Source organism: Pseudoalteromonas sp. 2CM28B (assembly GCF_023161935.1).
Genome location: NZ_JALNTH010000003.1, coordinates 1 through 15,878, shown reverse-complemented (window position 1 = coordinate 15,878; position 15,878 = coordinate 1). Strand labels below are relative to the sequence as shown.

The following is a 15,878-nucleotide window of genomic DNA, read 5'->3' as shown; positions in this document are numbered from 1 at the left end:
AAACCTACAAGCTAACGTGTACGTCAACCTATTTATTTTATGAATTCAGACTACTTCCTGTTGACGTAAACGTCAACCTAAAATAATCTTAAAGTATTCACAGCCTGTAACATTTAATGTGCAAGTATTAAAAAGGCTGCATTGCTTATCTAATTTAGCTAAGCCCGTCATTGATTAAGAGGTTATTATGGTCGAACGTGAAACCATGGAATTTGATGTAGTTATTGTAGGTGCCGGCCCAGCGGGCCTTGCCAGTGCAATTAAACTCGCACAGCTAGCGCAAGAAAAACAACAAGAACAAACTATCTGTGTGGTAGAAAAAGGCTCCGAGGTAGGCGCGCATATTCTTTCAGGCGCGGTATTTGAAACCAAAGCCTTAGATGAGCTTTTGCCTAACTGGCTAGAGCTAGGCGCTCCCATCACTACACAAGTGACACAGGATGAAATTTATTGGTTTAATAACAGCGAAAAAGCCACTACTCTCCCTCGCTTTGCGACCCCTAAAACATTTCATAATGAAGGTAATTACATTGTTTCTATGGGCAATGTGTGCCGATGGCTTGCCGAGCAAGCTGAAAATTTAGGCGTTGAAATATTCCCAGGCTTTAGCGCTCACTCTTTAATTATTGAGCAAGACACCGTTAAAGGCATTATTACGGGCGATATGGGCGTTGATAAAGACGGCAATGAAAAAGATGGTTATATGCCAGGTATGGAACTTCACGCTAAATACACTGTATTTGCTGAGGGGTGTCGCGGGCATTTAGGTAAACAGCTTATCAACGAGTTTGCGCTTGATAAAGATGTGTCACCACAGCACTATGGCTTAGGCTTTAAAGAGATTTGGCAAATAGATGCCAGTAAGCACCAGCAAGGTAAAGTAGTGCATGGTACGGGCTGGCCGCTAAGTGGCGATACCAATGGCGGCTCTTTTATGTATCACTGCGATAACAATCAAGTGGTTGTAGGGTTAATTGTTGATTTAAATTATTCTAACCCGCATTTAAGTCCGTTTGATGAGTTTCAGCGAATGAAACACCACCCTGTTTTTAAGCAAACCCTTGAAGGGGGTGAACGCATTGCCTATGGTGCCCGTGCAATTGCAAAAGGCGGCCTTCACTCGTTGCCTAAAATGCATTTTGCTGGTGGCTTATTAATAGGTTGCGATGCCGGTACGCTCAATTTTGCCAAAATTAAAGGTAACCATACCGCAATGAAATCGGGCATGGTGGCGGCAGAAGTTATTTTTAAAGCGCTCCAAAGTGGCCAAGCTAATACTGATTTAGCTGATTATAAAAACGCGTTTGAAAAATCTTGGGCTTATAAAGAGCTTTACCAATCGCGTAATTTTGGCCCCGCTATGCATACATTAGGTAAGTTTGCTGGGGGGGCGTATAATACCCTTGATCAAAACATCTTCAACGGTGCACTGCCCTTTACCTTTAAAGACAACACGCCCGATTACGACACGCTAAAAGATGCAGCTAACAGCCCTCACATTGACTACCCTAAGCCTGATGGCCTACTTAGCTTTGATAAACTCTCAAGCGTGTTTTTATCTAATACTAACCATGAAGAGTCGCAGCCTTGCCATTTAAAGCTTAAAGATCCCGCCATCCCTATTGCGGTTAATTTAATAAAGTTTGACGAGCCCGCACAGCGCTATTGCCCTGCAGGGGTATACGAAGTGCAACAAATTGAAGGTGAAGATCAGTTTGTGATTAATGCTCAAAACTGTGTGCACTGTAAAACCTGCGACATAAAAGACCCAAGCCAAAACATTACTTGGGTAACACCCGAAGGTGCTGGCGGGCCAAACTACCCTAATATGTAACTATTTTATGCACAAAGGTGCATTAAAAACCTATCTTTTACATATAAATTATAAACCTATCCTAAATTGCAGGGGCTTCGGCCCCTTTTTTACGGTATGCTCATAGGTAAGTTTCATAAAGTGAGTATTTAATATGCCGTCGTCAAATGTTGTATTTCGTTTTTTAGCAGAGCCTACCGATGTAAATTTTGGTGGGAAGGTTCATGGTGGTGTGGTCATGAAATGGATTGACCAAGCGGGTTATGCCTGCGCTGCAGGTTGGAGCGGCCATTATTGCGTTACTGTTTCTGTTGCTGGGGTTAAATTTAGACGCCCTATTTTGGTTGGGCAAATTGTCGAAGTTGAAGCAAAAATTGCGCATACAGGGTCAACAAGTATGCAGATATTTATTCAGGTACGGTGTGGCGATCCTAAAACTCAAAACATGGTAGAAACAAACCACTGTGTTATTAGCTTTGTAGCAATGGACGAAACAGGTTACCCGGTAGAGGTTCCTGCTTTTAAAGCACAAACAGAAGAAGATATTAAATTGGAAAACTACGCTATTAAAATGAAACAAATTGCAATTGAGACAGAAAATTTGCTTCATAAAGTATAAAAGTACAATGTAAAATTCACATAGACCGTGTAAAAGGTACAACCTTTACTTAGAAAACAAAAAACTAAAAAAGTTCACCCTGCTTATAAAAAATACAAAATAGCCGTAAAAATGCCGTATAAGTCGTTTTTGCGGCTATTTTGTAACCACAGTCTATTGTTGGCATGCTCACTGCAATAACTAATTGTCGTTTGATAAGTTAAATCAAACATTTATTATTTTTTTAAAGGAGCTATACAATGATTAAAACACTTTCTCTTTCTGCAATTGCTTTAGCAACACTGGGTTTTAACTCTGCAGCACACGCTGACATTACGGATTTTGATTCTCCTCGCATTTATACAGGTGTTGGTTATGGCCAATACTCATTTGAATTTGAAGACAGCGAAAACGACACTGAATTTGATGACGATGCACAAATGCTAAAAGGTTACATTGGTACACAATTTAACGAACACTTTAGCGTTGAGTTAGCTTATCAAAACTTTGATGAAGTGAGCGACATCGACAGCAAAGCAGAAGTTGATGGTGTGTCATTAGCAGCTATTTTAGCGGCTCCGCTTTCTGAAAGCTTTTCAGTATATGCTAAAGGTGGTTGGTTTGAATGGGATGCAGATGTAGAGCAAGAGCTTCCTGTAGGTAGCATTTCAGCATCACAAGACGGCGGCGACGTGTTTTACGGCGCGGGTATTCAATACGCGTTTTCTAGCAATGTTCAAATGCGCTTAGAGTACGAACGCTACGAACTAGATGATGAAATTGACCCAGAAATGGATGTTGCATCAGTATCAATTCAATACATGTTTTAATTAGCATTTAAAACACTTAAGGGTGAGCCATGTGCTCACCTTTTTGTTGCTTATACATAATACCCATCCGCAATAATAGTTAATCATTTTGCGTGGCTAAACGTGTCGCTCCAGCCTCAAAATAACTCCACTTAATTAAGCAGATTGGTATAAACACTAATTACTATATTTTAAACCGCTTAGTCTAATACCCAATTAAACCAGCTAGTCTAAAATATAACGCATTAACTGTACTGCTATAAATACTAAATAGAGGTAGAATAGCGCCCTATTTTTTTGTTAACTGAGCATTATGAGCGATTATAGCATTTCGGCTGTTGGCCACATTCAATCCCCTTATAAACAAAAGTTTGCAATACCTAGGCAACCACGTTTAGTGCCTCAAGCTAAAGCCAAACTTATTTTTACTGCTGAGTTTAATCGTGAAGAATTTGTGCGAGGCATTGAAGAATTTAGCCATGTTTGGCTGTTATTTAGGTTTCATGAAACCGCCGATAAAGGGTATTCAGCTATGGTGCGCCCACCACGTTTAGGCGGCAATGAGCGCAAAGGTGTTTTTGCAACGCGCGCCACATTTAGACCCAACGCCATTGGGATGAGCGCTGTAAAACTTGAAGGCGTTGAGTATAAAAACGGCCAACTTAGTTTACTGCTTGCTGGTATAGATTTACTCGATGGCACGCCTATTGTCGATATAAAGCCTTACTTACCGTATTCAGATGCAATGCATGACGCCAGTGCCGGTTTTGCCGATACCCGACCAGAAACACAAATGAGCGTCGCGTTTTCACCCGAGGCAATTGACTTTATTGCCAAGCAAACACACTACCCTGAGCTTGAAGATTTTATTGCTAATGTACTAAAACAAGACCCACGCCCTGCCTATAAAAAACAAAAACAAGGCGAGCAAAGTTATGGTATGACACTGTATAATTATAATATACGCTGGCAGGTTAACGGCGAGCATAACTTAGTAACAAGTATAGAAAATAACTAAAAAGTGCAGTTAGCGCTTTAGTGTAAAAGCAAGCGCTGGTAAACTTAGCGCCCTATTAAAAAGAACATATTACTTAATTTCGGAAAAATCATGCGTACCAGTCAATATATACTCGCAACACTTAAAGAAACGCCATCAGATGCTGAAATTGTTTCGCATCAATTAATGCTTAGAGCAGGTATGATCCGTCGCGTCGCTTCGGGTTTATATACATGGTTACCCTCTGGTTTACGCGTGCTTCGTAAAGTAGAAAATATTGTTCGTGAAGAAATGGATAAAGCAGGCGCAATAGAAATGTTGATGCCGGTTATTCAACCTGCTGATTTATGGCAAGAGTCTGGCCGTTGGGAGCAATTTGGTCCTGAACTTGTGCGCTTTAACGACCGCCATAACCGTGAGTTTGCGCTAGGTCCTACGCATGAAGAAGTAATTACAGATTTTGTTCGTAAAGAGATTAGCAGCTATAAACAACTGCCTGTTACTTTGTACCAAGTACAAACTAAAGTGCGCGATGAAAGACGCCCACGCTTTGGTGTAATGCGTGCACGTGAATTTACGATGAAAGACGCGTATTCATTTCATTTAAGTGAAGCGTGTTTAGATGCCACATATAAAGTAATGCACAAAGCGTACTGTAATATTTTTGAACGTTTAAACCTAGAATACCGCCCTGTGCTTGCTGATACAGGCTCTATTGGTGGTAGCTTATCGCATGAGTTTCATGTACTTGCTGAATCAGGTGAAGACGCGATTGCCTTTAGTGATGCAAGCGATTATGCAGCTAACATCGAAAAAGCAGAAGCGTTAGCTCCTACTCAAAGTCGTCCTGAGCCATCTAAAGAGCTTAAAGCGTTTCCTACACCAGATGCTAAAACAATTAGCGAGCTTAGAAAGCACTACGGCGTTAAACCACACCGCGGTGTTAAAACATTAATTGTGTACGGTACGCCAGATGAAAACGAACAACGTGGTTTAGTTGCGCTTGTACTACGTGGCGATCACGAGTTAAACGAATTAAAGGCTGAAAAGCACCCACTTGTAGATTCTCCACTTGAAATGGCCACTGAGGCTGACATTGTTGCGGCTATTGGTGCAAAGCCAGGCTCACTTGGCCCGGTGGGTTTATCAATGCCAATTATTGTAGACAGAACTGCTAATGTAATGGCAGATTTTGTTGCCGGTGCTAATAAAGATGACGAGCACTTTAGCGGAATTAATTGGGATCGCGATGTTAAAGAATATCAAGTTGCTGATATTCGTAACATTGTTGAAGGCGATCCGAGCCCGTGTGGACAAGGTACTTTACAAATTAAACGCGGTATTGAAGTTGGTCATATTTTCCAACTTGGTACAAAGTACTCAGAAGCCATGAAAGCAGGCGTACTGAGCGAGTCGGGTAAAAACCAAGTAATGACTATGGGTTGTTACGGTATTGGTGTTTCGCGCATTGTGGCAGCGGCTATTGAGCAAAATAATGATGATTACGGTATTATTTGGCCACAATCTATTGCCCCATTTGATTTAGCTATTGTGCCAATGAACATGCATAAGTCGCATCGTATTCCTGATATTGCTAATAATCTATATCAAGGTTTAAAAGATGCAGGCCTAGATGTTTTATTTGATGACCGTAAAGAGCGCCCTGGCGTTATGTTTAACGACATGGAATTAATGGGTGTACCTTATACTTTAGTGATTGGTGAGCGTAATCTTGATGAAAATAAGGTTGAGCTTAAAAATCGCCGTACCAGTGAAAAGTTAATAGTTGATTTAGACACCGCAATAGAGACTATAAAAGCGGCAGTTAAAGGTTAATAACACCCACGCTTAAAACAAACTTATAAGGCCGCATTTAAACATACGGCCTTTTTTATGCGCGTTTAATGATAATGTATAAAACCGCTCACCTAATCTCCTTCCCAGCCAATAAACTTTAATTAGCTGGTTTGATATAAATTGTCATCGAGGCTTCGCTAAAGTGTCTCATAAGTGTCATTAGATTTATCTACAGTGTTTAATTATTACACTATGGATGACGGGCATGACAAACAATCAACAGCGTAAAAAACAACATTATCCAGCCGTTTGGATATCGGATGTACATTTAGGGTATAAAGACTGTAGAGCCGACTATTTATTAGATTTTTTAAATTCAATTGAATGCGATACGCTTTATTTAGTGGGTGATATTGTTGATCTGTGGTCGATGAAGCGCAGTTTTTATTGGCACCCATCTCATTACCAAGTGCTTAGTTGTATACAACAAAAAGCCCTTGATGGCACCCGTGTAATATACATACCTGGTAACCACGACGAGACCTTTCGCCACTACATAAATCAAACTTTATTTGGTGTAGAAGTCCACCAGCAGTTTATTCATACCACTAAAGCCAATAAGCGCTTTTTACTGATCCACGGTGATGACTTTGACTCGGCAACCCGCTACAACAAGCTCATAAGTATTGCAGGCGATGCAGGTTACGACTTACTGCTGTTTTTAAATCGTTGGACTAACCGAGTTCGTAAAGTGTTTGGCGGTAACTACTATTCACTTGCTGCATGGATAAAAGCACGCGTACATAAAGCCCGTGAAGCCATTGCCGCTTTTGAAGATGCCGCTATACATGAGGCAAAAAAACAAAAGGTCGATGGCATTATTTGTGGACACATCCATCACCCTAAAATTAAAGTAGTAGATGGCATAGTGTATTGTAATGATGGTGATTGGATTGAAAGCTGTACCGCATTAGTTGAGCAACCAAACGGTAAAATAGAGCTGTTGCATTGGTCTGATACGCAAAAAGTACTTGATACAGCCGATGTAACCAGCTTAGTTAAACCTATTCAAACTGATACCAAACCAAGTAAGTCAGCAGCGTAACTGCTGACTTAGCCCATTTAGTTTAACCAGGTTAGTAGCCTATTTTTAAGTGTTTTAGGCTTTATTGGCTTGGTAATATAATCATTCATGCCGGCGGTAATGCAACGCTCTCTATCGCCTTCCATTGCACTTGCGGTCATGGCAATAATTGGAATGCTAATATACTCAACCCCAGCTTTAGCATTTCTTATCTCGCTGGTGGTATCGTAGCCATCTAGGTTAGGCATTTGGCAATCCATTAAAATTAAGTCAAACGGTTGCTCTTGATTAAATTTAAGGGCAGAGAGTGCTTCTATACCATCACTTGCACAGGTAATTTTTATCCCAGTGCGTTTTAAAATAGCCTTCGCTACCTCAATGTTAATCATGTTGTCGTCTACCAATAATACATGATACTTAGACAACTCAGGCTCTGGCTCTACGTCGTTTGCTTGTTTAGGCGCGGTTAAAACAAACTCATTATTAGCGCCAAAAATACTGCCTAGCTTATAGGTAAATTGATCTTGCGTAAGTGGTTTGTGCAAAATGTGGCTATGCTCAGGAAACACCTTTTTAGATTGCTTATTAACCACCATGTCTCGCAATATAAGCACGTATTTTTTATCTGCCTTTTCGCAGTAGCTTATTAGCGCATTAACTTGCGGATGTTCGTCATCAATAATCAGTAAATCGGCATCAAATTCGCTGTGTTCACTAAAGTAGTCGAGCCTTGTAATATGGCTTGGCTGAATTTTACAGGTTTGAGTTAATAATCCGCATACATTTTTAAATACGTTATCGCGCGCAATAAGCGCCGCTACACTGACTTCTTTAGAAAGCTCAATGCCAGTATTAAGTTTTTGCTGTTGCGCCACATGTAACTCTACCGTGGCAATAAAGGTGCTGCCTACGCCCTTTTCACTGCTAACGGTGATATTACCGCCCATTAATTGCGCCAATTTTTTACATATAGATAACCCTAAACCGGTGCCACCAAAATGGCGCGTTGTGCTTGAATCTTCTTGGGTAAACACATCGAACAGTTTATCGATGTTTTCAGGGGCAATACCAATACCGGTGTCTTTAATTATAAAGCTCATTAAAATTTTACTGTCGGTAATGTATTTAGAGTTTAAGGTTAAACTTACTTCGCCTTTATGCGTGAACTTAAACGCATTATTTATTAGATTAATTAAAATTTGCTTAAGGCGATGGCTATCACCAATAACCATTCTATCAACCACGTTTTGGGTATTTAAAAAGACCTCTAGCCCTTTACGTTGGCCCTGCAGCGCAATTGAATTAATCATATCGCTACAGACAGAGATAACATCAAACGAGTGATTATCAATATCTAGCTTGCCCGCTTCAATTTTAGAAAAATCTAAAATATCATTAATTAAATTCATTAACGAGTGCGCACTGCTATTAGCTAATTTTAAATAATGTTGCTGTTGCTCAGTGAGGCTGTCTTCTTTTAGCATTTCAAGCATACCTAAAACACCGTTCATGGGTGTGCGTATTTCGTGGGAAATATTGGCTACAAAGTCACTTTTTGCTTGGCTTGCGGCAAGGGCTTGGTCAATCGCTCGCTCAAGTTCAACAGTACGCTGAGATACCTTTAACTCTAACGTGCTATTTAAACCCTGTAACTGTGATTGAGTTTGCTTTAACGAGCTGATATTACGCAAAATAGCAGCAACCTGATAACGATTGCTAAATACATCAAATACGCTGGTCAGCGTGATTGAGTAGTATTCTTTATTGCCATCATCACCAGTATAAACCGCTTCAAATGGCATTTTAGAGCCGTGCTCTATGGTTTCACTAATGCAGTTTTTATCTTCATCTGCAAGGGTAAATAAGTTACTAAAGCGTGTATTGTCATTACCTAGCCTACTTGCAAAAACTTTTTTAGCCGTTTGATTACAGTGAATAATGGTTTCATCACTGTCTATGGTAAAAATAGCGTCGAGTGAATTTTCAATCACTTTATTATTTTGCTCTGTTAAAGAGTGTATAAGCAGCTTGCGATTAATATAACGCTGATATAACAGCGTTATAATTATAAATATAGTAAAAAATGTGGCGGTGATGGCAATAAAACTTTCGCGCCTTTTTGCAACGCGTTCCAACAAGGTTTCAGAATCAATAGAAACGGCCATCTCTAACGGCAGCATGGCAATATCGCCTTCAAAACTTACTCGTTTATTTAAAAAGTACTGTTTTGGCGCATCACCTATTAACAATGTTTCGTGAGAGTTCATGTTTTGTGTGGGGCTAAATTCATCGCTCCAGGTTTTGGCTTGGTTAAATTCAAAGCCAAACCGTAAATCAGGGTTTGGGTGGTATAAAAATTCGCTTTCATTATTAAGCAAATAAATATTAATCCCAGGTGGAAGTTCAAACGTTAAACTTTCAAATAACTTATCTGCGGAGTAGTTTGTCACTAAAATTGCAAACACTTGCTTTAAATGATCAAAAACAGGCTTAGCTACGCGGTATGTACTCACAAAGGGTTTTTGTATTTCACCGTTTTCGCGGTTGTAGTTAATAGGCGATATATACACGCTTTTTTCATCAAGCATACTGGCTTTAAGTACGTAGTCTCGCCCGCCTTTTTTTTGCAGTTGCGCGCCCTCTAGCCTAATTATGTCACCTAAAAAGCGGTCTACACGTACTATCTCTTGGCCATTTTCAGCAAGCATAATGTAACGTGCTTGCAAAATAGAATCGTCGGTTTGCATAAACCCGCTAAAAATATCAGCAAGGCGGTCTTGCCATACAGCAATTGGAGTTTGTAATAGTGGGTCGATTAATTGATTGTCGGTCGCTCTAGATATACCTTGAATAGGTGGAGTGGCGTTTAAAAAGCGAATAGCGGTAATACTGTCGTTTAAATGATTTTTTAAAGACGCGGCTTTTGTTTCAAGCTCACGATTGAGTTCACTACGTGCATCGTTATATATCTCTGCGCGCACTTTTTTTTCAAACACATACACCGAAGGCAATGCAATAACTAAAAAAACAATAATGGCAACCAGTAATAATTTATTACCTTTTGCTGCTGTTATAAATACATTCCTTTCTAACATTAACCTTCACCAACAGATTTTACTCGCTACAGTATAGAGTATTAAAAGCTAAAAAGGAGCCCAAAACTAACTACTTATCGTTATTAACTTTAATATTTTTAATAATTAAAGTACTAATGTATTAGACAAAACAAATAACCACCTCAAAGAGTTAACCCAAGATGAACAAGCGCTCAATCGAGGAGCTACTTAGGAGTCTTCTGGTTATGCAAACCTTCTTTTACAACAAATATCGCTATAGCCACACAAAAGGTAAACCCTCCCCCTATACAGATATAGTTGATTAATGGACTAGAATCAGTGTCTAAAGTCATCGAAAAAAGTCCATAACTCAATATGAATAAAGCTATTAAAGATGAAATAATTATTACAGTGAAGTTTTTCATTCTATTACCCCTGTTTCTTTGGCGATACTCTTTAAATTATTCAAAAATTGAATTGATTCATGCGTTATGTCTTTAATTATAAACTTAGACTCTATTTCAAGATCGTCTTGATCTATGTCATCGTTACTAACTGTCTTTAAAAAAACAGCTTTTCCTTCATTGTGCAGTGAGATTTCCGTCGGTAATTGATCTGTGTCGTATTTAAATTTGCGCATAAAGTCTATTAAAGGCACGTCTAAAAAACCAACCAACGCTTTTCCAAAATAAGTATCTTCTTTTGCTCGTTTTAACAGCCAAGTATATTCAGTAGATGATATAAATTGATTTGGGAATGCACTTATTTTAACTGTTTTTACTTTATCACCATCTAAATATCCTACAAATAAGTTATCTCCTTCCTTTTCATAAGCAATGTAATTATTAGGGTCATTTTTAGGATCTAAGCTCATTTCATAAATTTGCTCTTTGGTAAATCCTGGAGCGTATTGCAGCATTCCTTTTAAAGCATCCTCTGCGCGCTTATACGTAACTGAGTAATCAGTTCTGTAAGCAATGTTTTTTTGATGATCTAGAATATATTGGCCATCATCTTTAATGGTCATTTCTGTAAAGGTTTTATTTGGCAAAATATAATCTGTACGAAGGTATTTATCGGTGACCTTTATTTTAATATGTGCGAAATGATTTAACTCTTTAGTGACTTGATAATTAAGTGTTAGGCTATTTTGCGCATGTGCATAACCACAAAAAACCACAGTGATAAAAACTATTAACTTAACAATATTTTTCAAAATTTCATCCTTAAAACTTAGGAGCTAAAAAGCGATATAACACGCTATATTAAGCTGTTATTAGCGCCTATATTAAAGTATCTATTACATTAAATAGACATAACTTTTTCTAGGTTCATAACAAGTATAATGAGTATAAATAAAAAAACGAATAATCCTACATGAAGCTCAAGTGGGTAAACCATTTGACTTGTTCTGTCTAACGATACTGGGTATTTGTGTTTTAATAATGAAAACACAAGTGCTTCACTATCAACACTCCAGTGCGTCAGCGAAATGCTATTAAGCCAAACTGTAGCGGCCTGCCTCAAACATATGAAAGTTAACAATATGTTTTCCCAATTTCTTATATTCACTAATAACATACTTACTAATTACTCTGCCTTCTGAGTTTGATACATAAACTTGCGGGTCAAATCGTTTAGCTGCACTTTCAAATACAGCAGTGACCATAGTTCCATCATCAACGTTAAAACCATATAAATCACCTTTGTCTCTTCTTGATGAAATAACGCCCTTAACTTTAAAACCTTTACCAAGCTTTACTGCAGTTGCAACAGATGGGTTATCGTTAGGTTCTTTTTCAAAATAAACAGGGTATTGAGTTTTACTCGCTTCAAACGGATAGTCACCTTGCTCATCAGGCACACCATCACCGTCTTCGTCTTTGTTTTGCGATGTACCTATATAGGTGGTTGGCTGAATGCTTTTTGCATGTGAATTTTGTGTATAGGTTAGCGTGCAAAAAGCACAGCTAACACTTAAAAGCGAAAGATATATTAGTGGTGTTTTCAAGAGTCCATCCTTGTTTAATTATCCAATTTTTATAATTTAGTGCTGATAACGCTAAAAGCTAAAAGCTAAAAGCTAAAAAAGATGTGTATTAAGTACTTATATAATAAATACTTACTTTACACATCCTTAAGATTAGCATAGTGCGCGTGGCTGTTTTCCAACTAGCGAAAATGTTATCTATCTTTATTTTTAGCATTGAAAAATTACCAACTTAGCTTTTTAGCATTAACTAAGTTGGTTATATTATATTTTTAAAATACATTAATTTGCATCAGACAGCCTTTCAACTAACTCAACACGACGGTTAAGCTCGCGCCCTAGCTCATTTTTATTAGTCGCTGCCGGAGAATAAGGCCCAACACCTTGAGGGATTAACCTTGTTTTGGCAATGCCATAATCAGCGATTAACGTTTTAACTACCGCATTAGCTCTGCGTTTAGAAAGGTCTAGATTATATTCTGCAGATCCTTTGTCGTCTGTATGCCCAACGACATATAAACTCAATTTTTTATTTTTTTCAAGAACTTGCGCTATCACATCTAAAGATTGCTTAGATTCAGGTTTTATAACTGCTTTATCATAGTCAAACAGTACACCATAAATAGACGCTTTGCCCTTTTGCTTTAGTTGTTCTAGTACTTTATCGCTATTTGTTTCTATTAACCCCGTTATTAGTGGCTCGGTTCTCATAACTAAAAGCTGAATACGAGAGTCACCTTCAAAGTTGCCTATGAAAAACGCTACGTAAGTAGTCTGCCCCTCAAATGTGCTTTTCATTACGTTATATCGCGGCTGATTCCAGTAATTGTAGACCTGTGATATAGAAATAGTATCCCCTAATTTTTGTACCGTAGGTCTATAACCACACCTAGATTTTTGACAAGAAAATATGGTTTCAAACCCTTCTTTTACTAATGCACTTAGATAGTTATGATAAATTTTAAGTGTTGACACATTTTTCACAACATAAGTAATTTGTGTTAAATCGCCAGTTACATCAAGTGTTGGAAGCTTTTTGGTCTTTTTATCAGCAATACCAATAGGAATGCTAAATTCTTCATAATCTACTTGTTTGTAATCTTCAATGTAACTGCTGGGGTAACGACTGATTAATGGGTGATCAGACGACCCACCTTTATCTTTGCGAGGGGGTTTTGTTGTTTTTGTGTCATTTTGTTTTTTGAATGCATTAAAATCAGCTGAGATAAGGCCTGTTTCAATGTCTTTTATATCCACAGAGGTTAATAGCACTCTTGTTTTATTTTCATGTTGTCCTACGAATAATGAAATTGCGGCTTTAAGTTCGTCACCTCCTTTTGTAGCAAAAATATAATGAGGCTTTTTATAGTAGGTATAAGCTTTAAAATAACTAGTCTTTTCTGATATCAATTTACCATTATTATATTTCCCAGAATTGCACTCACTCAAAGAACACCTGTAAATCACGTTAAAGCCTGCATCTTGTAAAGCGTTTTCATAGTTTTTTGTAACCTTTAACGAAGCTACATTTTTTATCTCATATGCGTAATGAGCTGTATCACCAATCAATTTTGTAAACTCAAACTGCTTAGATTTTTCTGCATTAGGATCAAACTTTGTCATTAACTGAGTTTCTTCACCCGCTAGAGTAACTGAATTATCTAGCTTTGCTTTTGGATACGGTGACAATAATGGCTTTGCTTGTACGCTTGATACTCCAATTAGATAAATTATAAATATTTGGAGTATTTTTATTACTTTATTGTTCATTAAAATTCCTTTTTTTATAGGTTCGGCTCTAAAAATTAGTTTATTTAGAAAACGTTAAATATTCTAATACTTTAACTCGTAAATTAAAACTTAACATATGGGTATGCATGAGTATTTTATTATTATTGATAGACATTTCAATTTCAATTTCAAATCTTTCCTTAGTTTTTTAAGTATATTAAACAATAAAGCCCAATAAAAACCCGATTGGGAAAAGAGATAAGTAGGTTAATGTCCACCATGAAAACCGGTGTTTAGTTTTGACGTTATGCACTTGCGCTAAGTAATTAACAATTGCTTTATAGTCACTTAAATTAAACGTATGTACTCCATAACGCTCTCCATTGACTGTTTTAATCGCTAAATGCGTACTTATGTAAGGACCAAACCACAGCAGCGGCGTCAACGGGAAGTAATTAATATACATTGCCACTATATCTTTAAAGGCGATAAATACCTCACGCTCACCTTTAAAGTCCGGCATGGTTATAGCACAAGGCGTAACATAGACATCGGCGTTGTAAAGTGTTTTTTGTAACGAGGATTGCAATAGCACCAAACCAAAAAACAAAAACGGGGTAACCACAAACATGGTATTTAATGTTTGGTCTGCGTTTGAGTAACTCGGTTGACCATCAATAAAAAAGGAGGAGACAAACGCTCCTAGTAACATACCTAAAAACGATTTTATTCGCGTATAAGGCACCCAGCGCTTGTGTGCAAAACAGACTTCAAATGTATGTTTAAGCTTTTCAGATATAAAATTCATAATAGTCAAGCTAGTCTATGATATGAATAAGCGTCGAGATCATCAACCACCCCATCGCCGTCTTCGTCTTTATTTTGCCACGTGCCTATATGGGTAGTTGGCTGAATAGTTTTTGCGTGTAATGGTGTTATAAAATTACAGCTTACGCTTAGTAATGAGATGTAAAATAGAGGTATTTTCAAGAATCCATCCTTGTTGATTAGTCCGCTAAAGTAACGATTATTTGCCTAAAATTTATTCTTTTTTAGTTTATGATGTCATCGTACCTAAATTAATACAGCCATTCAAGGTTACAAATATATAGGTACCTACTTATTGATAGATTTTGCAAACCAATCATGTATGGCGATACTATATTTTCTTGGTAAGTTGTAACCTAAACAAATCGCGCCAGATTTAGTTAGCAGGTAAGTCCTTCGCGCGACTTTGGCAGAGCCCCACACATCGTCTAGCTTTATAACTTTGTTTTTGACCCCAGTAGCTTTAACTATTAAATCGCCATTGCTTACGCTAAACCACTTACGGCCCATAACTAACATACTTAAATAACCCCCTAACACAATGAGTACTACCGATAAAACTGACTGTAGAGCGGCTGGTAAATATTGAGCTCCTACAAGGTCTGCATGGTTAAATAAAAACCAAATAGTAAATAAGGTAAACAACCAAATTAGCATTAAGAGCGAGCAAAATTGCGGTGATGTAACGGGTCTGGCAGTTATTATTAACTCACCACCGTTACTTTGTTTAAAGTAACGGTCATTAGGAATATCAGCTGACTCTGTGCTTTTAGTTTTTAAACCATCAATACTTAATTTATGCCTACGATTACCAGCAACCAACGCCAAATCAGTATCAAAATGCGCCTCTAAAAAAGCAACTAATTTTAAAATATCTGAAAGTGTCGCAACGTTCATTGTGAGCTCTGGATAACTAAAAAACTTCATTGAAAAATGTTCTAGTACTGGCTTTTCTGGATCAAAGAATTTTTCAAACTCACCGGTTGTAAAGCCACTTACTTCAACAAGGGATAACTGTGAATTAATAATATGCTTTTTTTTAGTAACAAAGCCAAGCCAAGAGCGTGTACTGACAATATCTTTATTTTTAGCGCTTAGTGAATCGCCCCGAGTTCATCGGAGACCAGTTTGTTTAAGTCAGGCCACTTTACCTGACTCGTTTAAATTATCATAGT

At 37.9% G+C, this 15,878-nt stretch carries 13 protein-coding genes; 6 read left to right on the top strand and 7 right to left on the bottom strand.

Features of this window, described 5'->3' with window-relative positions; translation table 11 throughout:
* Positions 1 to 187: 187 nt before the first annotated feature.
* From MTN96_RS04735 to MTN96_RS04710, 6 genes are all read left to right on the top strand, one after another.
* Positions 188 to 1,834, top strand: coding sequence for an electron transfer flavoprotein-ubiquinone oxidoreductase (locus tag MTN96_RS04735; RefSeq protein WP_248530843.1), 1,647 nt, complete (start codon positions 188 to 190; stop codon positions 1,832 to 1,834).
* Positions 1,835 to 1,967: 133 nt separating this feature from the next.
* The gene (locus MTN96_RS04730; RefSeq protein ID WP_004586653.1) at positions 1,968 to 2,432 is read left to right on the top strand and encodes an acyl-CoA thioesterase; all 465 of its coding nucleotides are present in this window, start codon (positions 1,968 to 1,970) and stop codon (positions 2,430 to 2,432) included.
* Between the two features lie 239 nt (positions 2,433 to 2,671).
* Complete coding sequence (locus MTN96_RS04725; protein ID WP_024033565.1) at positions 2,672 to 3,241, top strand: outer membrane beta-barrel protein; 570 nt, start codon at positions 2,672 to 2,674, stop codon at positions 3,239 to 3,241.
* Positions 3,242 to 3,533: 292 nt separating this feature from the next.
* On the top strand, positions 3,534 to 4,238 hold the full coding sequence (tsaA, locus tag MTN96_RS04720) for a tRNA (N6-threonylcarbamoyladenosine(37)-N6)-methyltransferase TrmO (RefSeq protein ID WP_248530842.1): 705 nt from the start codon (positions 3,534 to 3,536) through the stop codon (positions 4,236 to 4,238).
* A 90-nt stretch (positions 4,239 to 4,328) separates the two neighbouring features.
* On the top strand, positions 4,329 to 6,053 hold the full coding sequence (locus MTN96_RS04715) for a proline--tRNA ligase (protein ID WP_248530841.1): 1,725 nt from the start codon (positions 4,329 to 4,331) through the stop codon (positions 6,051 to 6,053).
* Between the two features lie 226 nt (positions 6,054 to 6,279).
* Positions 6,280 to 7,119: a UDP-2,3-diacylglucosamine diphosphatase gene (locus tag MTN96_RS04710; protein ID WP_029773612.1), complete on the top strand. Its 840-nt coding sequence runs from the start codon at positions 6,280 to 6,282 to the stop codon at positions 7,117 to 7,119.
* Positions 7,120 to 7,136: 17 nt separating this feature from the next.
* Here the strand turns inward: MTN96_RS04710 and MTN96_RS04705 are convergent, their stop codons facing one another.
* The 7 genes from MTN96_RS04705 to MTN96_RS04675 all read right to left on the bottom strand — a co-directional run bounded on the left by MTN96_RS04705 (position 7,137) and on the right by MTN96_RS04675 (position 15,630).
* Entirely contained in the window at positions 7,137 to 10,193 is a 3,057-nt protein-coding gene (locus MTN96_RS04705) for an ATP-binding protein (RefSeq protein WP_248530840.1), read from the bottom strand.
* 382 nt (positions 10,194 to 10,575) lie between these two features.
* Positions 10,576 to 11,370, bottom strand: coding sequence for a hypothetical protein (locus MTN96_RS04700; protein ID WP_248450959.1), 795 nt, complete (start codon positions 11,368 to 11,370; stop codon positions 10,576 to 10,578).
* Positions 11,371 to 11,652: 282 nt separating this feature from the next.
* On the bottom strand, positions 11,653 to 12,165 hold the full coding sequence (locus MTN96_RS04695) for a hypothetical protein (RefSeq protein ID WP_248450958.1): 513 nt from the start codon (positions 12,163 to 12,165) through the stop codon (positions 11,653 to 11,655).
* A gap of 261 nt (positions 12,166 to 12,426) precedes the next feature.
* Positions 12,427 to 13,914, bottom strand: a complete 1,488-nt coding sequence (locus MTN96_RS04690) for an OmpA family protein (RefSeq protein WP_248450957.1) — start codon at positions 13,912 to 13,914, stop codon at positions 12,427 to 12,429.
* 178 nt (positions 13,915 to 14,092) lie between these two features.
* Positions 14,093 to 14,683, bottom strand: coding sequence for a hypothetical protein (locus MTN96_RS04685; RefSeq protein ID WP_248530839.1), 591 nt, complete (start codon positions 14,681 to 14,683; stop codon positions 14,093 to 14,095).
* A 5-nt stretch (positions 14,684 to 14,688) separates the two neighbouring features.
* The gene (locus MTN96_RS04680; protein WP_248530838.1) at positions 14,689 to 14,865 is read right to left on the bottom strand and encodes a hypothetical protein; all 177 of its coding nucleotides are present in this window, start codon (positions 14,863 to 14,865) and stop codon (positions 14,689 to 14,691) included.
* 126 nt (positions 14,866 to 14,991) lie between these two features.
* Positions 14,992 to 15,630: a hypothetical protein gene (locus MTN96_RS04675; RefSeq protein WP_248530837.1), complete on the bottom strand. Its 639-nt coding sequence runs from the start codon at positions 15,628 to 15,630 to the stop codon at positions 14,992 to 14,994.
* Between the last annotated feature and the right edge of the window lie 248 nt (positions 15,631 to 15,878).

Bases quoted from the DNA above. Each gene is read 5' to 3' on its own strand.
- tsaA (WP_248530842.1), top strand. From the start codon at position 3,534: ATGAGCGATTATAGCATTTCGGCTGTTGGCCACATTCAATCCCCTTAT.
- MTN96_RS04690 (WP_248450957.1), bottom strand. From the start codon at position 13,914: ATGAACAATAAAGTAATAAAAATACTCCAAATATTTATAATTTATCTA.
- MTN96_RS04685 (WP_248530839.1), bottom strand. From the start codon at position 14,683: ATGAATTTTATATCTGAAAAGCTTAAACATACATTTGAAGTCTGTTTT.
- MTN96_RS04735 (WP_248530843.1), top strand. From the start codon at position 188: ATGGTCGAACGTGAAACCATGGAATTTGATGTAGTTATTGTAGGTGCC.
- MTN96_RS04725 (WP_024033565.1), top strand. From the start codon at position 2,672: ATGATTAAAACACTTTCTCTTTCTGCAATTGCTTTAGCAACACTGGGT.
- MTN96_RS04705 (WP_248530840.1), bottom strand. From the start codon at position 10,193: ATGTTAGAAAGGAATGTATTTATAACAGCAGCAAAAGGTAATAAATTA.
- MTN96_RS04715 (WP_248530841.1), top strand. From the start codon at position 4,329: ATGCGTACCAGTCAATATATACTCGCAACACTTAAAGAAACGCCATCA.
- MTN96_RS04710 (WP_029773612.1), top strand. From the start codon at position 6,280: ATGACAAACAATCAACAGCGTAAAAAACAACATTATCCAGCCGTTTGG.
- MTN96_RS04675 (WP_248530837.1), bottom strand. From the start codon at position 15,630: ATGAAGTTTTTTAGTTATCCAGAGCTCACAATGAACGTTGCGACACTT.
- MTN96_RS04730 (WP_004586653.1), top strand. From the start codon at position 1,968: ATGCCGTCGTCAAATGTTGTATTTCGTTTTTTAGCAGAGCCTACCGAT.